16 protein-coding genes are annotated in these 22,379 nt (G+C 62.4%); 4 read left to right on the plus strand and 12 right to left on the minus strand.

Translation table 11 applies throughout. The features are described from left to right. Window positions 1-58 precede the first annotated feature (58 nt). Genes AC57B1_RS21710 through AC57B1_RS21725 form a run of 4 tightly spaced genes read right to left on the minus strand, consistent with a single transcriptional unit; the run spans window position 59 to window position 6,292 of the window. Window positions 59-1,186, minus strand: a complete 1,128-nt coding sequence (locus AC57B1_RS21710; RefSeq protein ID WP_091808113.1) for a hybrid sensor histidine kinase/response regulator — start codon at window positions 1,184-1,186, stop codon at window positions 59-61. Then, complete coding sequence (locus tag AC57B1_RS21715) at window positions 1,183-1,821, minus strand: chemotaxis protein CheB (RefSeq protein WP_408346154.1); 639 nt, start codon at window positions 1,819-1,821, stop codon at window positions 1,183-1,185. The genes AC57B1_RS21710 and AC57B1_RS21715 overlap by 4 nt, the downstream gene beginning before the upstream one ends. 10 nt (window positions 1,822-1,831) lie before the next feature. Beyond that, window positions 1,832-2,677: a CheR family methyltransferase gene (locus tag AC57B1_RS21720; protein WP_091808107.1), complete on the minus strand. Its 846-nt coding sequence runs from the start codon at window positions 2,675-2,677 to the stop codon at window positions 1,832-1,834. 30 nt (window positions 2,678-2,707) lie between these two features. Then, the gene (locus tag AC57B1_RS21725; protein WP_496418615.1) at window positions 2,708-6,292 is read right to left on the minus strand and encodes a response regulator; all 3,585 of its coding nucleotides are present in this window, start codon (window positions 6,290-6,292) and stop codon (window positions 2,708-2,710) included. 264 nt (window positions 6,293-6,556) lie between these two features. Between AC57B1_RS21725 and treF the strand changes: the two genes are divergently transcribed. Then, a complete protein-coding gene (gene treF / locus AC57B1_RS21730; RefSeq protein ID WP_408346160.1) occupies window positions 6,557-8,371 on the plus strand; it encodes an alpha,alpha-trehalase TreF in 1,815 nt (604 codons plus the stop codon). A 59-nt stretch (window positions 8,372-8,430) separates the two neighbouring features. On the opposite strand, the gene katE is transcribed toward treF, so the two are convergent. The 3 genes from katE to AC57B1_RS21745 all read right to left on the minus strand — a co-directional run bounded on the left by katE (window position 8,431) and on the right by AC57B1_RS21745 (window position 12,615). Continuing rightward, window positions 8,431-10,554 (minus strand): catalase HPII, encoded by a 2,124-nt coding sequence (katE, locus tag AC57B1_RS21735; RefSeq protein ID WP_496418616.1) that lies wholly within the window; start codon window positions 10,552-10,554, stop codon window positions 8,431-8,433. Between the two features lie 300 nt (window positions 10,555-10,854). Then, window positions 10,855-11,751 carry a MipA/OmpV family protein gene (locus AC57B1_RS21740; RefSeq protein WP_496418617.1) on the minus strand — a complete coding sequence of 299 codons (897 nt, stop codon included), beginning with the start codon at window positions 11,749-11,751 and terminating at the stop codon, window positions 10,855-10,857. 330 nt (window positions 11,752-12,081) lie between these two features. Beyond that, complete coding sequence (locus AC57B1_RS21745; RefSeq protein ID WP_496418618.1) at window positions 12,082-12,615, minus strand: Lrp/AsnC family transcriptional regulator; 534 nt, start codon at window positions 12,613-12,615, stop codon at window positions 12,082-12,084. A 162-nt stretch (window positions 12,616-12,777) separates the two neighbouring features. Here AC57B1_RS21745 and AC57B1_RS21750 point away from each other — a divergent pair, with 162 nt between their 5' ends. Beyond that, window positions 12,778-13,794 carry a 1-aminocyclopropane-1-carboxylate deaminase gene (locus AC57B1_RS21750; protein ID WP_496418619.1) on the plus strand — a complete coding sequence of 339 codons (1,017 nt, stop codon included), beginning with the start codon at window positions 12,778-12,780 and terminating at the stop codon, window positions 13,792-13,794. A 123-nt stretch (window positions 13,795-13,917) separates the two neighbouring features. On the opposite strand, the gene AC57B1_RS21755 is transcribed toward AC57B1_RS21750, so the two are convergent. Next, window positions 13,918-14,808 (minus strand): LysR family transcriptional regulator, encoded by an 891-nt coding sequence (locus AC57B1_RS21755; RefSeq protein WP_091808092.1) that lies wholly within the window; start codon window positions 14,806-14,808, stop codon window positions 13,918-13,920. A 130-nt stretch (window positions 14,809-14,938) separates the two neighbouring features. Here AC57B1_RS21755 and AC57B1_RS21760 point away from each other — a divergent pair, with 130 nt between their 5' ends. Both AC57B1_RS21760 and AC57B1_RS21765 read left to right on the plus strand, forming a co-directional pair. Continuing rightward, window positions 14,939-15,664, plus strand: coding sequence for a pirin family protein (locus AC57B1_RS21760; protein WP_496418620.1), 726 nt, complete (start codon window positions 14,939-14,941; stop codon window positions 15,662-15,664). 125 nt (window positions 15,665-15,789) lie between these two features. Continuing rightward, a complete protein-coding gene (locus AC57B1_RS21765) occupies window positions 15,790-16,203 on the plus strand; it encodes a DoxX family protein (protein ID WP_091808088.1) in 414 nt (137 codons plus the stop codon). An 85-nt stretch (window positions 16,204-16,288) separates the two neighbouring features. Here AC57B1_RS21765 and AC57B1_RS21770 read toward each other — a convergent pair whose 3' ends face one another. From AC57B1_RS21770 to prpR, 4 genes are all read right to left on the minus strand, one after another. Next, window positions 16,289-17,443 (minus strand): alkane 1-monooxygenase, encoded by a 1,155-nt coding sequence (locus tag AC57B1_RS21770; protein WP_496418621.1) that lies wholly within the window; start codon window positions 17,441-17,443, stop codon window positions 16,289-16,291. A 365-nt stretch (window positions 17,444-17,808) separates the two neighbouring features. Further along, complete coding sequence (gene ahpF, locus AC57B1_RS21775) at window positions 17,809-19,401, minus strand: alkyl hydroperoxide reductase subunit F (RefSeq protein WP_496418622.1); 1,593 nt, start codon at window positions 19,399-19,401, stop codon at window positions 17,809-17,811. A gap of 152 nt (window positions 19,402-19,553) precedes the next feature. Next, the gene (ahpC, locus tag AC57B1_RS21780; RefSeq protein WP_408186236.1) at window positions 19,554-20,117 is read right to left on the minus strand and encodes an alkyl hydroperoxide reductase subunit C; all 564 of its coding nucleotides are present in this window, start codon (window positions 20,115-20,117) and stop codon (window positions 19,554-19,556) included. 126 nt (window positions 20,118-20,243) lie between these two features. Further along, the gene (gene prpR / locus AC57B1_RS21785) at window positions 20,244-22,277 is read right to left on the minus strand and encodes a propionate catabolism operon regulatory protein PrpR (RefSeq protein WP_496418623.1); all 2,034 of its coding nucleotides are present in this window, start codon (window positions 22,275-22,277) and stop codon (window positions 20,244-20,246) included. Window positions 22,278-22,379 lie beyond the last annotated feature (102 nt).

Consider the following 22,379-nt stretch of genomic DNA (forward strand, 5'->3'; position numbering starts at 1 on the left):
CACAGCGCCACGCGCGAGCCGTCTTTCACTGCCGGTTCAGCACCCCGGATGGGCGCGCTCACTTGCGCGTAAACGACCCGCGCTGGAACGTGACCATTCTCGGCAACTCGATCGTGAAGACCGTGCCCGTGGCTTCGTCTGAATGCACACTGACGTTGCCGCCGTGCATGCGGGCGATCTCCTGCACGATATGAAGGCCGAGCCCCAGCCCTTCACGCGAGCGTGCGCCGCTATTGTTCGGCCCGAACGCCTTGAACAGGTGCGGAAACACCTCGGGCGGAATAGTCCCGCGATTGGCGACCTTCAGGCGCACTGAATCGACCGCTTCGCCATCCACTTCGACACCGATATCGCCGCCCGGCACGCCGTGATGCAGCGCATTGCTCACCAGATTCGACACGGCCTGCCAGACGAGGTCGGTGTCCCACGCGCCCGCGGTATTGCCGCGGCTCGCGAACACGATCCGCTTGCCGTTTTCCCGCGACGCGAACTCGTCGATCACCGAGCGGCACAGCGTCGCCAATTCGATCGAGCGCGGCTGCAACGGCAGGCGCCCGCCCTGCAAACGGGCCAGATTGAGCAACTGGTCGACCATGCGCGCCATGCGCAGCGAACTGTTCTTCACGCGCGCGGCGACAGTTGCCGATTGTTCGTCGGCGGCCGTGCGCATCAGGTATTCCGCCGACGCCAGCACGGCACCGAGCGGCGTGCGCAAATCGTGACTCAGCACCGCCATCAGCATCTCGTTGGCTTCCAGCATTTGTCGCGTGGTGACGAGCTGCGCGGCCAGTTGCCGTTTCTGCTGTTCGAGTTGCACGAACACGTCGACCTTCGATTGCAGAATGCGCGGATCGAACGGCTTGTACAGGAAATCGACCGCGCCGGCCTCGTAACCGCGGAAGGTGCGCGAAGCATCCTGGGCGGTCGCCGTCAGAAAGATGATCGGCACGTGCGAGGTTCGCGGGCTGCCGCGCATCAGCGCGGCCAGTTCGAAGCCGTTCATGCCGGGCATGTTGACGTCGAGAATCGCCAGCGCGACTTCGTGCTTGAGCAGCAGGTCGAGCGCCGCCGTGCCCGAATCGGCCACCAGCACGGCCAGATCCGGCCGCGCCAGCAAGGCCTCGAGCGCCGTGATGTTGTGGACGATGTCGTCGACGATGAGAATGTTCACGGGTGAATTCGTCATGGCATCGGGTCAAGAGAGGCCGGCAATGCGGCAAGCCGCCGGGCCATGGTTTCAGGAGTGTAAATAAATTGCGCCGCGCCGCGCTCAATCGCGGCACGCGGCATTTCGGGGGAGCCGGCGGTGTCCGGCGCCTGCACCCAGGTGGCGCCGCCCAGCGCACGCACCCGCTTCAGGCCTTGCGCGCCGTCGTCGTTGGCGCCGGACAGCAGGATCGCCAGCAGGCGCTCGCCATACACGGCGGCGGCCGACTCGAACAGCACGTCGATCGAGGGGCGCGAAAAGCGCACGGCGGCGTCGGTGGAGAGCGCGACAGTGCGGTCCACTTCCACCAGCATGTGATAGCCAGGCGGTGCAATATGCACGCGGCCCGCCATGATGCGTTCGCCCGCATCGGGCTCGAGCACCGGCAAAGCACAGCGGTGCGCGAACGCGCCCACCAGATAGCTGGGTGAATCAGGCGGCAGGTGCGTGACGATCATGACGGCCGCGGCAAAGTCCACGGGCAGCGCGCCGAGCAGCACGTTCAGCACTTCGATGCCGCCCGCCGAGGCGCCGATCACGACGAGCTCGTAGCCGCGTGCCGCTTCGGCACGCGGTTGAGGGTCGGCAGCAGGTTGAACAGATGAGCTTGGCATGGTGAGCGTGCTAGCGCTTCTGATAAATGCGTTCGCTCGGGCGGAACTCGTCGAACGCTTCGTAATGACGGGAAAAACGCAGGCTTTCCTTGCTGCCCAAACCCAGAAAACCACGCCGCACGAGCGCGTTCTCGAACAGACCCAGCGCGCGATCCTGCAAACCACGATCGAAATAGATCAACACGTTGCGGCACGATACCAGATGCGCTTCGAGGAAAACTTCGTCGGTGGAAAGGCTGTGGTCGGCGAACACCACGCGCTCTTTCAGCGAACCGGCAAAGCGCGCGCCGCCATACGCGGCGTGATAGTAGTCGGACAGCGAACGCTTGCCGCCCGCCGCCAGATAGTTCTGCGTGAAGCCCTGAATCCGGTCGAGCGCGTAGATGCCGGACTCGGCGCGCGCCAGCGCGTCCGGACTGATGTCGGTCGCGTAGAACAGTGTGCGCTCGGTCAGACCCTCCTCGTCGAAGAGGATTTTCAGCGACCAGAGTTCCTCGCCCGTGCTGCATCCCGCTACCCACACCTTGATCGACGGATAGGTGCGCAGACGCGGCAGAACATGTTCGCGCAACGCGAGGAAATACGCCGGATCGCGAAACATGTCGCTCACCTGTACCGTGAGGTACTGGAACAGCCGCGAGAACTCGTCGCCGTTGCGCATGATGCGGTCCTGCAACTGCGACAGCGTCTTGAGCCCGAACTCGTCGAGCGCCTGGGACAGGCGGCGCCGCAGCGACGACATCGCATAGTGGCGAAAGTCGTGCTGATACTTGAGATAAATCGCCTCCAGCAGCAGTTTCAACTCGATGTCGAAATCGCTGATGCGTTGCGGCGCGTCAAATTCGGACTGACTCATTGGCACTCGCTCACGTGTTCCCTTCTCCTGCTAGCGTTGCCGCAGCCACACGCGGCACAGCGCGACCAGCTTGTCCACGTCGATCGGCTTGGAAACGTAGTCGTCCGCGCCGGCTTCGAGGCAGCGCGTGCGGTCGTTCGCCATCGCCTTCGCGGTCAGCGCGATGATCGGCAGATGAGCGAAACGCGGATGGCGGCGAATCTCGCCCATCGCAGTCAAACCGTCCATCTCCGGCATCATGATATCCATCAGGATCAGATGTACTTCGGGACCGTTTTCCAGCGCTTCGAGCGCTTCGCGGCCGTTGCGCGCAATCTGCAGTTTCGCACCGAGCGGCTCCAGCACATGCGAGAGCGCAAAGATATTGCGCACGTCGTCTTCGGCCAGCAGGATCGTGCGGCCCTCGAACGCATTATCGCGCTGACGTACCGTGCGCAGCATGCGCTGCTGCTCGGGCGCGAGCGACGACTCGACGCTGTGCAGGAACAGCGTGACTTCGTCGAGCAGCCGTTCGGGCGACTTCGCCCCCTTGATGATGATCGATTTCGAATAGCGGCGCAGGCGGTGCTCTTCTTCGTCGGAGAGCATCCGGCCGGTATAAACGATGACGGGCAGCGAGACATGCGCGGTGTTCGTTGCGAGCCGTTCGAGCAGGTCGTAGCCGGTGCCGTCGGGCAGCGCGAGATCGGTCACCACGCAGTCGAACGTGACCTTCGCCAGATATTCGAGCGCTTCGGCCAAGGTTGCGACCGCAACGATCTCGGTGTTCTCGCTTTGCAGGAGCGCGCGGATGCTTTCGCGCATCGGCGCGTCGTCCTCGATCACGAGCACGCGTTTGAGGCGCTGCTGCAAGCGCGCTTCGAGGCGGCGGATCGCGGCTTCCATCGTGCTGCGCGCGGTCGGCTTCAGCGTATAGCCAATAGCGCCGAGGTGCAGCGCCTTGTCGGCGTGATCGGTGGCGGAGACGATATGGATCGGAATGTGCCGCGTGAGCGGGTCGTTCTTCAGCCACTCCAGCACGGTCAGGCCGGAGCGGTCCGGCAAGCCGACATCGAGCAGCACGGCCGCAGGGCGCATGTCGCGCACCAGTGAGAGGCCGCTCGCGGCGTCGCTCGCGTGGACGAAATCGAAGTCGAGTTCATGCGTCAGCTCGCGCAGGATTTCGGCGAACGCGAGATCATCTTCCACGGCCACGATCAGACGGCCCGCACGGGTGCGGTTGTCACGGTCGTCGGCAATCGGGCGAATCGGCGTTTCGAGCGTAGTGCCCGTGCCGTGACCGCCAGTGTGGACGTTCATGAGGCCATTGGCGGGCGTGATCACCGTGGGCGGACTGCCGACCGAAGACGTCCGCGCCAGTAGCGGTTCTACCGCCGATCCGCCCGCGGCCTGCGGACCGGCTGGCGCCACGGCCGGTGCGAACACCGGCGCCGGATTGTACGCGCCTGAGTTCGTGTTCAAGGCGGCTTCCGCATCGACCGGCAGCCACAGCGTGAACACGCTGCCCTTGCCGATCTCGCTGGCAACAGTAATGCGGCCGCCCAGCAAGCGCGAAAACTCACGCGAAATCGACAGACCCAGACCGCTGCCACCATATTGACGACTGGTCGAACCGTCCGCCTGCTGGAACGCTTCGAAGATCATGTCCAGCTTGTCGGGCGCGATGCCGATGCCGGAGTCGCGCACGTCGACCCGCAGCATGCCGCCTTCAGCGGGTGCAACCGAGAGCGCCACCTCGCCGTGTTCGGTGAACTTCACCGCGTTCGAGAGCAGGTTGCGCAGAATCTGCGTGACACGCTGGCCGTCCGTGATGAACGTATCCGGCGTGCCCGGCAAGCGGTCGAAGCTGAGCTGCAAATGCTTCGCGCCGGCCATTGGCTTGAACATTTCCTCGAGCGCCTGCAGGGTCGCGTCGATCGATACCGTTTCGAGTTCGACCGTGACCTGGCCGGCTTCGACCTTTGAAAGATCCAGAATGTCGTTGATCAGCACCAGCAGGTCGCTGTTGGAAGCGTGAATCGTCTCCGCGTAGCGCACTTGTTCTTCGGTCAGATTGCCGGTGCGGTTCTGCTGCAGCAGCTTGGCGAGAATCAGCGAACTGTTCAGCGGCGTACGCAGTTCGTGCGACATATTGGCGAGGAATTCGGACTTGTAGCGGCTCGACTGTTCGAGGCGCGCCGCGTTGGCCGCGAGGTCGTCCTGCGCGCGCAGCAGATCGGACTTTTGCCGCTCGAGACGCTGCGCGTATTCTTCCAGTTGCACGTTGGTCTGTTCGAGTTCGGCCTGCTGCGCTTCCAGCCGCGTTTGCGACTCCATCAGCGCGCGGCCGCGTTCTTCGAGCCCTTCATTGGAGACGCGCAACTCTTCCTGCTGCACCTGCAACTCTTCATTCAGCTGCTGCGTTTCGGCCAGCGCGTCCTGCAACCGCTCGCGATACAGCGCCGCTTCGACGAAGTCGCCCATGCTGTTCGCGATCAGTTCCATGAACTCCTGGTCGCGCACAGTCAGCTCGCGCACAAAGCCCAGTTCGACGACGCCGTTGACCTCGCCGTCGTTTTCGATCGGCATGATCAGCAGATTCTTCGGCACGCTCTTGCCGGTGGCCGACACCACTTGCACGTAATTGGCCGGCACATCGCGCAACACCAGCGTACGGCGCGCCGAGGCCGCCTGCCCGATCAGCGTCTCGCCTTCTTCGAAATTGCGCGCCGCGGCCTGCTCGCTTTCACGGCTAAACCCATAGGTCGCGATGCGGCGCAGCGTGCCATGCCGTTTGTCGCGCACGTAGAGCGCGGCGACGACGGCGTCGAGATACTGCGCGAGGAAGTCGAGCATCGCGCGGCCCACCAGCGGCGAGGTAGTCTGACCGACGACCCTTTCGGCGAGCAGACGCTGCCCCGAGCGCAACCACACCTGCTCCTGCAACATCTCCGTCTGGTCGGCCTGCTGCCGCAGCGCGCTGTCATAGGTGGACGACAGGCTCATCAGTTCGCGCCGCCCGATCCACGCGAGCAGACCGCTCACGCTCAGGCTGAAGAGCAGAAACACGCTCACCAGCGTGGTGGTGACGCGGCGCGTCGCTTCCGCGCGTTCCTGGCGCAGGCGCAATTCGACATCGAGAAAATCGCCGAATTCACGGCGCGTCTCATCGAATTCGATCTTGCCACGGCCGCTCGCCACCGCACTTTCGAAATCCTGATTACGCCGGCGCGCGTCGATCATCTGTTCGGCGAAGTTACTCCAGCGTTGCTGAATCGCAGCGATCTGCTTGAGTTTTTCGACTTGGGGCGAGTTGTCGGAGACCAGTTCCTGCAGGGCCTCGATCTGAGTCTTGAATCGCGGGCCGCCTTCTTCATACGGCGTGAGGAAACTCTCGTCACCCGTGATCAGGAAGCCGCGCATGGAGGATTCGCGATCGACCGCGAGGCGCAGCATTTCATTGGCCTGGCCAATCACGCGCTCGGAGTGCTCGGCCCAGTTCATGGTCGAAACCAGATACGCGATCAGTCCGACGAAGACAGCCATGGTCACCAGGCCGACACCCAGGGGCAACGCAATATTGCGGCGAATGATGCTGCGAAAACGATTCTGGTCGACGGCCTGAGATGCGGTCATTTTTTCTGTCTTCGGCTGGGCGAATCGTGTCGATTCGGAATATTTTTCGGGTATTTCGGGTGATTCATTTTGTCGCGCTACGACGGGCGTAATCATACAGGATGGGTGTTTGTTTTGAGGTGCCCAAACGCGGTTTTAGGCTTACTGGGCGGGGCTGTTGCCGGCCGACGCAACTTTGCGCGACACACGCGGGTCAATCATGCGAGGAATGCGATTTCGCCCCGTTCGATCATTCGATCGCCGCCCACTTCGATCTGGTAGCCGATGCCTTCTCACGCCTTCATCGCACTCTCCCGCGCTCCGTTGCGCACCCTCGTCGCCGCCGCGCTCGTATGGCATGCGTCGGCGAGCGGCGCGGCGCTGGTGGCCACTGCGCCCGCTGTACAAGACGGCATCATGGCCGCCGCCGTGCACGTCGAGCCGCCCACGCAGCCGTCGCCCGTCGTACCGATTCCACCGTCGGAGCAATACCCCACGCTCTATCGCGATGTGCAGCTCGCGCATCTGTTTCCCGACAGCAAAACTTTCGCGGACATGGTGCCGCTTGCATCGCCTGCTGAGATCGCCGCCGCATATGCCACCGCGAAGCACCAGCGCAATTTCAGTCTCGCCGACTTCGTGAAGCACAACTTCACGTTGCCCACGCGCACGGCGAAAGCGTATGTCTCCGATCCCGATCAGGACGTGGTCGGCCATATCGATACGCTCTGGAATGTGCTGCGCCGCGAGCCCGATGCGACCGCGAGCCCGTGGTCCTCGCTGCTGCCGCTGCCGTATGCGTATATCGTGCCGGGCGACCGCTTCGATGAGATCTACTACTGGGACTCGTACTTCATCATGCTCGGTCTCGAACAGAGCGGCCAGCATGCGCTGGTGGTCGACGAACTGAAGAACTTCGCGACCTTGATCGACCGCTACGGCCATATTCCGAACGGCAATCGCACCTACTATCTGAGCCGCTCGCAACCGCCGTTTTTCGCGCAGATGGTGCGCCTCGTGGCCGAAAAAGACGGCGACGCCGTCTACGCGCAATACCTGCCCGAATTGCAGCGCGAATACGCGTACTGGATGGACGGCAGCGAAGGCCTCGCCGCCGGTCACGCAAACCGGCATGTGGTACGCCTGCCCAACGGCACGCTGCTCAACCGGTATTGGGACGAACGCGCGACGCCGCGCGACGAGTCGTATCGCGAAGACGTCCTGACCGCGCAGCAGACTCCGCAACGCGATGCCGCCGATCTGTGGCGCAATCTGCGCGCGGGCGGCGAAACCGGCTGGGATTTCAGCTCGCGCTGGTTCGCCGACGGCAAGATGCTCGCCACCGTGGACGTGACCTCTCTCGTGCCCGTCGATCTGAATTGCCTGCTGGCCGATCTGGAACGCACGCTGGCGAAGGCCTACCGTCTGCGCGGCGACGTCACGCATGCGGAAAATATGGAGCAGCGCGCCGCCACCCGCGCCGACGCGATTCGCCGCGTGTTGTGGGACCCGCAGTTGCAGGCATTCGGCGACTACGACTTCGTGCATCACACGCTCACGCACAGGCTCACCGCCGCGACGGTGTATCCGTTATATACGGGAATAGCCAGCCGTCAGCAGGCGAAGACCGTCGCCGCCACGTTGCAGCGCGAATTGCTGCGCCCCGGCGGTCTCGCCACTACACAGGTGGCGAGCGGGCAGCAATGGGATGCGCCGAACGGCTGGGCGCCGCTGCAATATCTGGCCGTGATCGGCTTGCGGCGCTACAGCGAACCGGCGCTCGCGCAAACCATTGCGACGCGCTGGATCAGAACCAATGTGTCGTACTACCAGCACACGGGCAAGCTCGTCGAGAAATACGATATCGATGCGGCCACACCCGGCGTCTCCGCGGGCGGCGGCGAGTATCCGCTGCAGGACGGGTTCGGCTGGACCAACGGCGTGCTGCGCGCGCTGCTCGTGCTGTATCCGCAAGCGGTGCAGGCCTCGCGTCCCGGCGATATTCCCGAAGGGCCGGCGGGCGTGTCGGCGGCCGCCTCTGCTGCCGCTGCCGCGCCGAAGAATACGCACCGGCTGAATGGCGCGCGAGTCGCGCCATAGCATGAAAAAAGCCCTGGCCGGTTCGCACTGGCCAAGGCTTCGCACGACTTGCGAGACGCTCACGCCGGCACGGTTTCAGCCTGCTGCGCACGCGACCACACACGATGCTGTCCGGCCGCCTCGATGAAGGCCTTCAGCACGTCGGCGGCCTGTTTGTCATCGCCGGTGGCGACGCCGTCGGCATTGTCCGGCAGGTGCGCGGCGGCGAGCACATCGCGCCCCGCGCCGATCGCCGCAATCGCCTTCAGATGCTTGAACGCCTCAAGCACGAAATGCCGCGCATCGCCCGATTGCGCGAGCGTCTTCGCACCCTGGTCGCCACCTACCACGATGACCGCGTCGAACATGATCGACGGCAATCCGGCAATCGTGGCGTCCGGGGCCATACCGTCGATCGCGGCAAGCGTGGGCGCGATCAACATGGGCGCCGCGCCCTCGCCTTGCAGCGCCTGCTGAAGCTTCCTGATGGCGGCGCCGTCGGAGCCGGGCGCGGCCAGCAACGCAATCTTGCGGGTCTTGATGCCCGGCTTCACCCGGTTGAGCAGGCTCAGCGCCGGTGAATCCTTGGGACCGGACAGCTTCGCCGTGCCCTTTTTCGGCGCCGGCAAACCCAACCCGGCGGCCACCTGCGCTGCGAGTCCCGCGTCGAAGTTGGCGAGAATTTCGTTGACCACGCGCGCGCGAATCTCAGGCTTCGTCACCTTGCCGAGTTCGAATTGATAAGCCGCGGCGATATGGTCTTTCTCCGGCTGGGACATGCTGTTGTAGAACAGCGCCGCCTGCGAAAAATGATCGGCGAACGATTCGCTGCGCACGCGAATCTTGGTGCCTTCCACGCGCTCCTGATAACTTTCGAAGCCGCCGTCCGACGGCGCCGGATCGGTTTCCTTCGGCCAACCGCCGCTCAGCGAATTCGGCTCATACGAGGCCTGACCGACATTGATCGTCTGGCGGTGCATGGCGTCACGCTGATTGTTGTTGAACGGGCACACAGGACGGTTGATCGGAATCTCATGGAAGTTCGGGCCACCCAGACGGCTGATCTGCGTATCCGTGTACGAAAACAAACGCCCTTGCAAAAGCGGATCGTTCGAAAAGTCGATACCCGGCACGACATGACCCGGATGAAACGCCACCTGTTCGGTCTCGGCAAAGAAGTTGTCGGGATTGCGGTTGAGCGTCATCTTGCCGATGATCTTGACCGGCACCAGCTCTTCGGGAATCAGCTTGGTCGGATCGAGCAGGTCGAAATCGAATTTGTGTTCGTCCGCGTCTTCGATAATCTGCACGCCGAGTTCGAACTCCGGGTAGTCGCCTCGTTCGATCGACTCCCACAGATCACGTCGATGGAAATCCGGGTCCTTGCCCGCCAGCTTCTGCGCTTCGTCCCACAGCAGCGAGTACGAGCCCAGCACCGGACGCCAGTGAAATTTGACGAAGCGGCCCTTGCCTTGCGCATTCACGAAGCGGAACGTGTGAATCCCGAAGCCCTCCATGGTGCGCAGGCTGCGCGGGATCGCGCGGTCCGACATGGTCCACAGCACCATATGCGCGGATTCGGGCACCAGCGAGACGAAGTCCCAGAAGGTGTCGTGTGCGGAACCGCCGGTGGGCATTTCGTTCGGCGCTTCCGGTTTCACCGCGTGCACGAAGTCGGGAAACTTGATGGCGTCCTGAATAAAGAACACCGGCATGTTGTTGCCGACGAGATCGTAATTGCCTTCCTGGGTGTAGAATTTCACAGCGAAGCCGCGTACGTCGCGCACCGTATCGGCGGAGCCGCGCGGGCCCTGTACCGTGGAAAAGCGCACATAAACCGGCGTTTGTGCAGCAGGGTCCTGCAGGAACGCCGCCTTGGTGTATTCCCGCATCGACTCATAGACCTGAAATACACCGTGCGCCGCCGAGCCGCGCGCGTGCACGATACGCTCGGGAATACGCTCATGGTCGAAGTGCGTGATTTTCTCACGCATGATGAAATCTTCCAGCAGCGAAGGGCCGCGCGGTCCCGCGCGCAGGGTGTTCTGGTTGTCGGAGATTTTGACGCCCTGGTTGGTTCTCAGCGCTTCGCCTTCCGGACTGACTCGAAACTGTTCGAGATCCTTCGATTTCGCATCCGATTGCGGACCATTCGCCTGCGCGCTCTTCGCTGCGGGCTTCTGTGCGTTCGTTTTTCCTGCCATGAGAATCTGCTCCTTGCGTTCGGGGCGTGCCGGCGGGGGGAATCCGGTCTGACGCATTGGAGTGAGGCAGCAAGCGGTGTACCCGCGGGTAGCCCCGCGAGCGGCGCGATTATTGTTAATGCCGGTTGCTGTAGAGATTGCTGATGTCGTGGCAATTGCCTATCCCACGCAATGGCCTATGCCGCTGAAATTGCCTATGCCCTCGCAATCACCGATTGCCGTGGCGATTGCCGATTGCCAATAGTTAGCGCTGCAGCGCGCCGCATTTGGGCGCCGCAGCTCAGCCCTGAACGCCCACTATCAGAAGCGGTAGTTGATGGAAATATCGGCTACGCCGTTGGCTTTGCGATGCGTCACCGGACTATTGCCCGCACTGCCCACCAGTTGTTCGAATGCGCCGTCCGCAGTGGCGAACCAGTGCTTGTCGAACAGCCACACCGCGCTAATGCCGAAGCCCACCGATTTGAAACCCGCGCTCGCGTGATATTGCGAATACTGCGAATGCGCCGCCTGACTCTGATTCACGCCGAACCAGCTATTCATGTAGGTCGAATCCGCAAGGGTCACATTTGGACCTGCGAACCAGAAGAACTGCTTGGTGCTGCCCGGCATCGGCATATAAGCGCCGAAATCGCCAGTCCAGCCATTCGAGCCGCCGAAATAGCGTCTGACGTCGGCACGCAGCACCAGCGGGAAATCCTTCGAAACCACATATTCGCCGGCCAGTTTGATACCTGGAGCGGGATTGATGTTACCGAGGCCGTTCAGTTCCTGCGGGTCGTCATGGCCGCGCCGTCCGAGATCGTAGACGGCCGCAAGACTGGCGCGCCAGTTCGGGCCCTGCGCGAAGTTCACGCCGAAACCCTCGCCGCTCGATAGGAAGAACAGATCCTTGTAGCGCACGTCGACACTTGGACCGGCCATCAAGTGATACCGGTCGGAGCCCTCGTAGCGCGGCTGGAACGACGTTGCCATGCCGACCCGCACCTGCCAGTCTGGAATATTCGGCTGCCACATCTTCTGTAGCGGAATGCCGACCGAATATTGCCATTCGCCGAGCGGCGAAGGTGTCTGCGCCGAGACCGAACCCGGTAGCGCGGCGACACCGCCAATGGTCACGGCGACGAGTGACGTTGCTGCAATGCCTGCCTGTTTATTGCGGAGCCTGCCGCCCCGCTTCTTATGGTTCTTGAACACCAGAGTTCTCCGATCTCGCGAATCGCGAGGATGGTTATGTTTTCGCCCTCGGTCCGCAATGGATAAAAAAGCCGAGGGCGGCCGCCGCCTAACTACGTACGGCATGTAACTTTTTCAGCGAACGTCACCCGCTACCCGGCAAAACACACGACTCGCACGCGGCCGACACACCGTCAATCAGGCATTTGTCTAAGCAGACCGGTCCGAAAGATTTGCCGATGGACGCACCATTGCAAAATGCGGGCCTAGCCCTTAGAAGGCGGGTTCGGATCAGGGGTGACGAAGATCGGATGCGCGCGGGCAGGCGCGCGCCGGCGGATGGAAGCACGATCACAACGGAAATTTCGTGGTCGAGAGAATTTCCTTGAGCACCATGAATGAGCGGATTTGCCGGACTCCCGGCAGATAGAGCAACTGCTCCGCGTGCAGGCGGTTGAAGCTGTCGCTGTCGCGCGTGCGGATAGTCATGAAATAGTCGAACTCGCCGGTCACGACGTGGCACTCCATGCATCCGGTCACCTTCTGCGCCGCCTTCTCGAACTCGGCAAACGAATCCGGCGTGGAGCGATCCAGCACCACGCCGATGATCACCAGCATTCCCGCCCCCGCCGCCTTCGGGTCGATCAGCGCGACGACCGCGCGGATCAATCCGGATTCCTTGAGTCGCTCGACACGCCGCAAGCACGCCGGCGCGCTCAGCTTGACCTTGGCCGCCAGCGCCACGTTTGAAATCGACGCGTCGATTTGCAGTTGCCGCACGATCGCGCGATCGATGCGGTCGAGCGATTGCAGCGGATCGGCCTGAACGGCGGCAGCAGCAGCAATGGTGCCGCCGTGGGTCTTACGAAATTTTGTTGCGCTCATATGTCATTTAATACCGATTTTGTTAATTACTTTAAGTCATTCTCGTCTAAAAAGTATGCTGTGGACAATTTTTTTGCAAGCACATTTCCAACGGTTTTACCTACTATCTCTCCAACGCGACGAGATGCTGTTCGCGTGAAACTTACCCGCCAAGGAGAGGCCATGAACCTGCAACGTTTCCCTCGTTACCCGCTTACTTTCGGGCCGACGCCGATCCAACCGCTGGCGCGTCTGAGCAAGCACCTCGGCGGCAAAGTGCATCTGTATGCGAAACGTGAAGACTGCAACAGCGGCCTGGCATTTGGTGGCAACAAGACGCGCAAGCTCGAATATCTGATCCCTGAAGCGCTTGCTCAGGGTTGCGACACGCTCGTGTCGATCGGCGGAATTCAGTCGAACCAGACGCGCCAGGTCGCGGCCGTGGCGGCGCACCTGGGCATGAAGTGCGTGCTGGTCCAGGAGAACTGGGTCAACTATTCGGACGCGGTCTACGACCGGGTCGGCAACATCCAGATGTCGCGCATTCTCGGCGCCGATGTGCGGCTCGTGCCCGACGGCTTCGACATCGGTTTTCGCAAGAGCTGGGAGGATGCACTAGAAAGCGTGCGGGCCGCCGGCGGCAAACCGTATGCGATTCCGGCCGGCTGTTCGGACCATCCGCTCGGTGGCCTCGGCTTCGTCGGCTTCGCGGAGGAGGTGCGCGAGCAGGAAGCCGAATTGGGCTTCAAGTTCGACTACATCGTAGTGTGTTCCGTGACCGGCAGCACGCAGGCCGGCATGGTCGTGGGCTTCGCCGCTGACGAGCGCGCCGCTCGCGTGATCGGCATCGACGCTTCGGCAAAGCCCGCGCAAACGCGCGAGCAGATCACAAGAATCGCCAGACAGACCGCGGAAAAAGTCGGTTTGGAGCGCGATATCACGAGCGCGGACGTGGTGCTCGACGAGCGATTCGCGGGTCCGGAATACGGGCTGCCGAATGAAGGCACGCTGGAAGCGATCCGCCTGTGTGCACGCACGGAAGGCATGCTGACCGATCCCGTCTACGAAGGCAAATCGATGCACGGCATGATCGAGATGGTGCGTAACGGCGAATTTCCGGAAGGGTCGCGCGTGCTGTACGCTCACCTGGGCGGCGTGCCGGCGTTGAACGGCTATAGCTTTATTTTCCGCGACGGTTAAACGCCGGGACGGGCGGCGGCAATGACGCGCTGCGGCAGGCTCCCGTCAAGCGGGTCGCCGCGTCAATCGTCCGGCTGAACCGGATTGCCGCCCGCATGGAATCTTCGCGCGGCACCCACGGCTTCACGCCATCAAACGCGCCTTCAGATGCTCCCTCAAGAATTCCGCGAACGCCCGGATCGTGAGGGAGCTTTGTCTGTGCTGCGGATAAACGGCGTAGACGCTCGTCGCGGTGGGCAGAAAATCTTCGAGCACCGGCACGAGCTGACCACTCCTTAGCGCGTCTGCGACGATAAAGTCAGGAAGCCGAACAATCCCCAAACCCGCAACGGCCGCATCGCGCACCAGCTCGCCATTGTTGGCGCGCAACGGACCGTGCACTTCGACGCCCTTCGTCACGCCATCGACGACGAACTCCCAACTCACCGCCCCGCCGTGGCCATACAACAGGCACGAATGACGCGTCAGATCGCCTGGCACCACAGGCGCACCCCGGCGCCGCACGTAGCCGGGACTGCAGCACGCCACCACCCTGATGTCCACGAGCTTCTGCGCGATCAGCGTGGAATCGGGCAAGGTGCCGATCCGGATCGCCATGTCGAAGCCCTCGCCCACGACGTCGACGGTACGGTCGCTCAAGTCCATCTCGATGTGCACGTCGCCGTGTTCCCGCAGGAAGGTCGCGACGAGCGGCGACAGATGCGCCATGCCGAACGACATCGGCGCGCTCACGCGTAACAGCCCGCGCGGTCCGGCGCGCCGCAGCGACATGGCCTGCTCCGCGTCTTCGACCTCGCCGAGAATGCGTTTGGCGCGTTCGTAAAACTCCTGTCCCAGATCGGTCACCGCCAGCTTGCGCGTATTGCGGATCAGCAATTGCACGCCCAGCGTCTCTTCCAACCCCATTACCCGCCGGCTGACGAACTGCTTTGACAGCGATAGCCGGTTCGCGGCCGCCGTGAAGCTTCGGGCGTCGACCGTGGCGACGAAAATCCGCATGTCGTCGAGCTGCATTGTTTTGTCCACTCCATAGTGACAGTGTTTCCGTTTTAAGCTCGATTATAGCCATCCGGATTGACCTACACTGTCGTTCATGGATCGCGGACAAACATCTGGCCGGATCGCACAACCCAGGAGAAAAAAGATGCTTGAAATCAGACAGGCCAATCAACGCGGCCGCGCGGAGCACGGCTGGCTTAGTTCGCGTCACACATTTTCCTTCGCGAATTATCATGATCCGAAGCAGAATGGCTTCTCCGACCTGCTCGTCATCAACGACGACCGTGTCGCGCCGGCACAAGGTTTCGGCAAGCATCCGCACCGCGACATGGAAATCTTCTCGTACGTGCTGGAAGGCGCCTTGGAGCACAAGGACACGATGGGCACCGGCTCGGTGATCGTGCCTGGCGACATCCAGTTGATGAGCGCAGGAACCGGCGTCGCGCACAGCGAGTACAACCATTCGAAGAGCGAGCCGGTGCACTTCCTGCAAATCTGGATCGCGCCGGGGCAAAAGGGTACGGCGCCGCGTTATCAACAGCGCCACTTCGGCGCCGACCAGAAGCGCGGTGTCTTGCGCCTCGTGCTCTCGCCGGATGGCGCGAACGACTCGCTGGTGCTGCAACAGGACGCCCGGGTCTATGCCGGTCTCTTCGACGGCGACGAAACCGCACGGCTCGAACTGGCCAGCAATCGTTATGCGTATGTTCACGTGGCGCGTGGCAGCGTGAGCGTGAACGGCGTCGAGTTCAAGGAAGGCGACGGTGCGCGTGTGCGCGGCGAAGAAGCGCTAACCTTCACGAAAGGGCATGACGCGGAAGTGTTGGTGTTCGACCTGCGCGACATCGAGATGTCGGAGTTGTGGGCCTAAGCGGCTTGCGTGACTTGACTGGCCTCGCGGCCTAAAGGCCTGAACGCCCGAGTGTCCAGAATCTGGGCGGGACTCGCCGGAAAGCACTGGCGAGCCCCACTCTTCCTATCCTGTGAGAGAAAATCATGCGCTATACGCTATTGGAAAATCAGAAAGACGCGGTCATTCTCGTCGCCCGCATTCTGTTGATGGTGCTGTTCATCATGTTCGGCTGGTCGAAGCTGACCGGCTTTGCCGGCACCGTGGCTTATATGACTTCGAGCGGCGCACCGGTGCCCGAGTTGTCGGCAGTGATTGCCGTGGTGATGGAGTTGGTGGTGGGCATTGCGCTGCTGGTCGGTTTCTTCACCAGGCCGCTTGCCCTGTTGCTGGCGGTGTATACGCTCGGCACCGCGATCATCGGCCACCATTACTGGAATATGACTGGTGCGATGCAGTACGACAATATGATTCACTTCTACAAGAACATCAGCATTATCGGCGGGCTGTTGTTGTTGTGCGTGACAGGCGCAGGGAAGTATTCGATCGACCGCCGTTGAATCCGCACGCCGCTGCACAGCACACTGACAAAAAAGCCGCCCGGTTGACCCCGGGCGGCTTTTTATTTGTATCAACCCGTCAGCGCTAGCCCGCAAACTGCGCGAGGACGCGCTCGCGAATGGCCGGGCGGATATTCGACTGTGCCATGTCGCCTCGATAGTGCGCGACCACACGCGGATTCATGACGCGAAACCAGAGTGGCGGCACGTAGGCGAGCATGATCATTGTGGCGTAGCCGGAAGGCAATTGCGGCGCCCCGTCGAAATGACGCAACGCCTGAAACGAGCGCGTCGGATTCGCATGATGATCGGCGTGACGTTGCAATTGATACAGAAACAGATTGGTCACGATGCGATTGCTGTTCCACGAGTGCTGCGGCTGGCAACGCTCGTAACGGCCGTTCGCAAGCTGCTTGCGGCCGAGTCCGTAGTGCTCCAGATAATTGACCACTTCGAGCAGCGACGCACCATACACCGCCTGAATCAGCAGGAACGGAAGCACCGTTTTGCCAAATAGCGCGAGCATCGCCCCCCACAGCACCACGGTCATGGCCCATGAATGCAGGACCTCGTTGCGCCACGTCCACGGCGACTTGCCAAGACGCGCGAGGCGCTGTTTTTCGAGCCGCCACGCGGACGCGATGCTGCCCGACACCGTGCGCGGCAGAAAGGCCCAGAACGATTCGCCGTAGCGCGCGCTGGCGGGATCGGGCGGCGTGGCCACCCGCACATGATGTCCACGATTGTGTTCGACGAAAAAGTGTCCGTAAGCGACCGGCGCCAGCGTGATTTTGGCGAGCCATCGCTCGAAGCGATCGGTCTTGTGGCCGAGTTCGTGCGCCGTGTTGATCGACACGCCGGTCGCCGCGCCGAGCGAGAGCGCGAAGCCCAGGTAGTCGTACCATTTCAGCGCATGTGTACCCACGATCCATAGCGCGCCGAAAAACGACACGTACTCGATGAACGTGGCGAGATAAACGACACGGCGGTAATAACGCTCTTTTTCGAGTGTGAGGACAATCTCCTCGGGCGGATTACTGGGATCGTCGCCGATCAGATAGTCGAGTACCGGAATGATGCCGAACACGAAAATCGGCCCGAACCACCAGAAGATGTGCCAACCGGTGTGCAGCGCCAGACTTGCGGCGTGCAGCGGCAAGGTGATCGTGAGCGCGCCGAGCAGCCACCAATAGCGCTTGCCGTCGACCCACCGCGCGGGCGCCGCTTGCGATGTTGCCATTGTCTCCCTCCTTGTTTTATGTCGCCCGGTGTCCACGCGTGGCGGCAAGGCGCACGCACGGGTCGGCGGGACTTTTCCCGACTCCCAGATTTATATGGCCTGGCGAGCGGGATAGCCAAGGAATTGCGCCAGGCGGGAGTCTCCAAACATAGGGGGCGCTGAAGAGGCTTGTGGAGTGTGGATCGAGCGGGGGAATGAAACGGGTGTTTGGGAAGCGGCTCGCCTCGCGCAAGGCGGCTTGACCCTTGCTGGGCGAATCCATATAAGGCGGCCGTTGGTCTTTTTAGGCGCGCAACAGCCCTGCACGGCAACCTCAAACAAAAACGGCGGCCCGAAGGCCGCCGTCCACTTTCCCTACCACCACCTCAAGCCGCTACTTCGGCCTCAGCCTCATTAGCCACTTCCACTTCTTCGCTATTGCGGATCAGGTAATCGAATGCCGAGAGCGATGCCTTTGCGCCCTCGCCCACGGCGATCACGATCTGCTTGAACGGCACCGTGGTCACGTCGCCCGCGGCGAACACGCCCGGCACTGAGGTTGCGCCGCGTGCATCGACAACGATCTCGCCGTGCTTCGACAACTCCACCGTGCCTTTGAGCCATTCGGTATTCGGCACGAGACCGATCTGTACGAACACGCCTTCCAGTTCGACCTGCTTCACTTCGCCCGAACGCAGATCCTTATAGACCAGACCGTTGACCTTCTTGCCGTCGCCGGTGATTTCCGTGGTCTGTGCCTGTGTGACAATGGTCACGTTCGCGAGACTGCGCAACTTGCGTTGCAGCACTTCGTCAGCACGCAACGTGGCGCCGAACTCGAACAACGTCACTTCACGCACGATACCCGCGAGGTCGATTGCCGCTTCGACGCCCGAATTACCGCCACCGATCACCGCAACACGCTTGCCCTTGAACAGCGGACCATCGCAGTGCGGGCAATACGCCACGCCATGATTGCGGTACTCGCGCTCGCCCGGCACGTTGATTTCGCGCCAACGCGCGCCGGTTGCCAGAATGATCGTCTTCGCCTTCAGCACCGCGCCGTTCGCGAGACGCACCTCGTTGATGCGGCCCGGGATCAGCGCTTCAGCGCGCTGCACGTCCATGATGTCGACTTCGTAGCTCTTCACGTGCTGTTCGAGCGCCGTGGCGAACTTCGGCCCTTCAGTTTCCGTCACGGAGACGAAGTTCTCGATCGCCAGCGTATCCAGCACCTGGCCGCCGAAGCGCTCCGCCACCACGCCCGTCGCGATACCCTTGCGCGCCGAGTAGATAGCCGCAGCCGCGCCCGCAGGCCCGCCGCCGACGATCAGCGTGTCGAACACCGGCTTCTGTTCCAGTTCCTTCGCGGCACGCGCACCAGCGTTGGTGTCGAGCTTCGCGAGAATTTCCTTCACGCCGCTGCGGCCCTGGCCGAACACTTCGCCGTTCATGAACATGGTCGGTACCGCCATGATCTGGCGCGCTTCGACTTCGTTCTGGAACAGGGCGCCGTCGATCGCCACGTGGCGGATGCGCGGGTTGATCAGCGCCATCACGTTCAGTGCCTGGACGACTTCCGGGCAGTTCTGGCATGACAGCGAAAAATACGTTTCGAATTGATAGTCGCCCTCGAGATTGCGGATCTGTTCGATCACGGCGTCTTCGAGTTTGACCGGATGGCCGCCGACCTGCAACAGCGCGAGGACGAGCGACGTGAATTCATGCCCCATGGGAATACCGGCGAAACGGATGCCCGTTTCCTTGCCCGGCTCGCCGATCGAAAACGACGGCTTGCGCTCGGTGTCGCCACGACGTTCGATCACCGTGACGCGTTCCGACAACGTCGCGATATCGTTCAGCAATGCCAGCAGCTCTTGCGATTTTGCGCTGTCGTCGACCGATGCGACGATCTCGATAGGCCTGCTAACCTTTTCGAGGTACGTTTTCAACTGAGTCTTGAGATTGGCATCAAGCATGGCTATTCGATTCCGTGACGATGGGTGTTGGGTTCCCGGCGCCGCACGCATCCGGATAGGACAGGTGCGGTCCGGGGACGCGCGAACCACTGTAAGAAGCGGTCCGCACGATGAGGCGCCGCGAGGCGCCCGGTAACACTGGTCCTGAGACCTTAGATCTTGCCGATCAGGTCGAGCGACGGGGTCAGCGTTTCTGCGCCCGGCGTCCACTTGGCGGGGCACACTTCACCCGGGTGAGCCGCGACGTATTGCGCGGCTTGCACCTTACGCAGCAGTTCGCCGGCGTCACGGCCAATGCCGTTGTCGTGCACTTCGCTCAGCTTGATCTCGCCTTCCGGGTTGATCACGAACGTGCCGCGCAGTGCCAGGCCTTCTTCTTCGATCAGCACGTCGAATGCGCGCGAGATTGCGAGCGTCGGGTCAGCCAGCATCGGGTACTTGATCTTCTGGATCGTGTCCGACGTGTCGTGCCATGCCTTGTGCGTGAAGTGCGTATCGGTCGACACGCTGTAGATTTCCACGCCGAGCTTCTGGAATTCGGCGTAGCGATCGGCCAGGTCACCCAGTTCGGTCGGGCAAACAAACGTGAAGTCGGCCGGGTAGAAAACGAAAACCGACCACTTGCCCTTCAGGCTTTCTTCAGTGACGGTCACGAAATCGCCGTTGTGATAAGCCTGTGCCTTGAACGGTTTGACTTGACTATTGATGATCGGCATTTTGCTGAGTCCTCTTTCTGAGTGGTTGGAAAGTGGAGTCAGTATGTCAGACGGCGCTTAATAGGTAAAGCGGATTGTTTTAATGATGGCGATAGTCTGACACTATTTACCATCCCTCGCGGGCTATCACGCCGTGGATTGGTCCTTCAGGAGCCGCCAGAGGGTCGTGCGGCCGATTCCTAACGCCCGGCTGGCCGCTGCGCGGTTGCCGCCAGCCTTTTCGAGAGCGTCCAGAACGTCCTTCCGGGTCGGGCTCGAGCGGGCCGGGACGGCTTCGGCGGTGGTGTTCGAGCCATTCGGGCCGCTTATGCCTGAGCCGCTGATGCTCGCTTTGCCGGCCGTCGCCTGCTCCATGCGTTCGAATTCCGGAAACACCGCCTGCCAATCCTCACCGGCTTCGCCGGCAGCGCCGCCAGGATAGATCGCGGCGCGCGTCAACAGATTTTCCAGCTCCCGGACGTTGCCGGGCCACGCGTAACGGGCGAACAGGGGCGCAAGAAACGCCAGCACCCGCTCCACCGCGGCCTCCGACAACCCATATTGGAGCGCGCTGCGGCTTAACAAGTGCCGCGCCAGTTGCGGGACGTCTTCACGCCATTCGCGCAGCGGCGGCAATTCTATCTGAAGCAGATTCAGACGAAAATACAAATCCGCGCGAAAGCCGCCCTGCTCGACCAGCGCGTGCAGGTCGCGGTGCGTGGCGGCGATCACTCGAACGTCGACCGGCGTGGCGCGTCCCGAACCGAGCTTCATCACCTCGCGCTCCTGCAGAACCCGCAGCAGACGGCTTTGCAGCGCCGCCGGCATCTCGCCGATTTCGTCGAGGAAAATCGTCCCGGTATGGGCGATTTCGAACAGGCCCGGCTTGCCGCCGCGCCGCGCGCCGGTAAATGCGCCTTCCTCATGGCCAAACAGTTCGCTCTCGATCAGCCCTTCGGGCAGCGCCGCGCAATTGAACGCGACGAACGGATTGCCGCGCCGCCGGCTCGCATTGTGGATGCCCTGCGCGACCAGCTCCTTGCCGGTTCCGCTTTCGCCGGTAAGGAGCACGGTCGCGTCGTGCGCCGCGCCTGCGCGCGCGAGCCGCCGCACGCGGCCGAGCGCCGCCGAATCGCCGATCAGATCGTCCAGTTGATGCCGCGCCACCAGATGTTTCGGCCGCTGGCTGGTGCGCAGCGAGCGGTCGATCCGCTGCGCGACCAGCGCGTCCTGCAGCGTCACCACGGAGCCGGAGCGCACGCCCTGTTCGACGATCGGCACGCAATTGACGATCAGCGCGCGAGCGCCGATCTGCTCGATACGCTCCTCGATGGGAAGGTCATGGTCGAGCGTCTCGCGCAACAGCGGCCCGACGGCGCGCTCCACTTGCGCGGACACGTCCCGCTCGCGGTCGATGCCGAGCAGATCGAGCATGGCCGGGTTGACGGCCTCGACCTGGCCGGCGTCGTCGAAAGCGGCGACGCCGTCGCGCAGATGCGCGACGATCGTATTCAGGCGCACGCGTTTCGATTCCTTCTGACGGCTCACGCGCGCCAGTTCCACGGATCGCTCGAACGCTTCCTCGACCGCGCCCAGCGAATACAGGAACACGCTCGCGAGGCCGGCCTGCTGGGCTAAATCGCAGGCCATGCCGGGTCCGATGATGACGCTGCAGCCTTCGGCGGCGAGGTTGTCGACCGCGAGCCGCACTTCGTCGATCGAACGGTAGGCGCGCTGTTTCAGGCCGACTTTCAACCACGCGCTCAGGTCGGCCAGTTCATGCGAGATCGTTTCGTGCAGGACGAGGCCGATCTGCGCGTTGGGCCAGCTGGTCGTGGCGCGGGTAATCGCGCTCAGCACGTCGAAGCCGTTCACCTTGACCATCACCACCGGCACATTCAGGTTATCGCGCAGGTACGCGCCGTTCGAGCCGGCGGCCAGCACGACGTCCACCGAACCCGCGTCCACGTACGCCTGCAAGGCGGTGACCGCGGCGCCGTAGCCTTCCCGAACTGAAAAGAATTTCGCGCGCCCGGCATAGCGCGGCGCGACGGTCTCGCAAAGCGACTGCAACCGACTGATACTCACCAATGCAACGCCTGGGCGGCCCGGATCGGCATTCGCGAGGGACGACGGGAAAGTGGACACAGCAGCGCTCCGTTCTTTTTTGGAACGTTCCATGAAACGTTCCACGGAACACGAGCTCCATTGTGCCACGAACCGTTACGCCTCAGCTTTCCAGCTAACCTGATGATTATTCGAACCAAATCACCGAAACCACCA

It is taken from the genome of Paraburkholderia sp. BGA-UO-ETr-F21 (assembly GCF_059567925.1).

What these genes read in the sequence shown, in the direction of transcription:
- AC57B1_RS21770 (WP_496418621.1), bottom strand. Translation starts at nt 17,443, where the DNA reads ATGGCAACATCGCAAGCGGCGCCCGCGCGGTGGGTCGACGGCAAGCGC.
- AC57B1_RS21750 (WP_496418619.1), top strand. Translation starts at nt 12,778, where the DNA reads ATGAACCTGCAACGTTTCCCTCGTTACCCGCTTACTTTCGGGCCGACG.
- AC57B1_RS21710 (WP_091808113.1), bottom strand. Translation starts at nt 1,186, where the DNA reads ATGACGAATTCACCCGTGAACATTCTCATCGTCGACGACATCGTCCAC.
- treF (WP_408346160.1), top strand. Translation starts at nt 6,557, where the DNA reads ATGCCTTCTCACGCCTTCATCGCACTCTCCCGCGCTCCGTTGCGCACC.
- ahpC (WP_408186236.1), bottom strand. Translation starts at nt 20,117, where the DNA reads ATGCCGATCATCAATAGTCAAGTCAAACCGTTCAAGGCACAGGCTTAT.
- ahpF (WP_496418622.1), bottom strand. Translation starts at nt 19,401, where the DNA reads ATGCTTGATGCCAATCTCAAGACTCAGTTGAAAACGTACCTCGAAAAG.
- prpR (WP_496418623.1), bottom strand. Translation starts at nt 22,277, where the DNA reads ATGGAACGTTCCAAAAAAGAACGGAGCGCTGCTGTGTCCACTTTCCCG.
- katE (WP_496418616.1), bottom strand. Translation starts at nt 10,554, where the DNA reads ATGGCAGGAAAAACGAACGCACAGAAGCCCGCAGCGAAGAGCGCGCAG.
- AC57B1_RS21760 (WP_496418620.1), top strand. Translation starts at nt 14,939, where the DNA reads ATGCTTGAAATCAGACAGGCCAATCAACGCGGCCGCGCGGAGCACGGC.
- AC57B1_RS21745 (WP_496418618.1), bottom strand. Translation starts at nt 12,615, where the DNA reads ATGAGCGCAACAAAATTTCGTAAGACCCACGGCGGCACCATTGCTGCT.
- AC57B1_RS21720 (WP_091808107.1), bottom strand. Translation starts at nt 2,677, where the DNA reads ATGAGTCAGTCCGAATTTGACGCGCCGCAACGCATCAGCGATTTCGAC.
- AC57B1_RS21765 (WP_091808088.1), top strand. Translation starts at nt 15,790, where the DNA reads ATGCGCTATACGCTATTGGAAAATCAGAAAGACGCGGTCATTCTCGTC.
- AC57B1_RS21715 (WP_408346154.1), bottom strand. Translation starts at nt 1,821, where the DNA reads ATGCCAAGCTCATCTGTTCAACCTGCTGCCGACCCTCAACCGCGTGCC.
- AC57B1_RS21755 (WP_091808092.1), bottom strand. Translation starts at nt 14,808, where the DNA reads ATGCAGCTCGACGACATGCGGATTTTCGTCGCCACGGTCGACGCCCGA.
- AC57B1_RS21725 (WP_496418615.1), bottom strand. Translation starts at nt 6,292, where the DNA reads ATGACCGCATCTCAGGCCGTCGACCAGAATCGTTTTCGCAGCATCATT.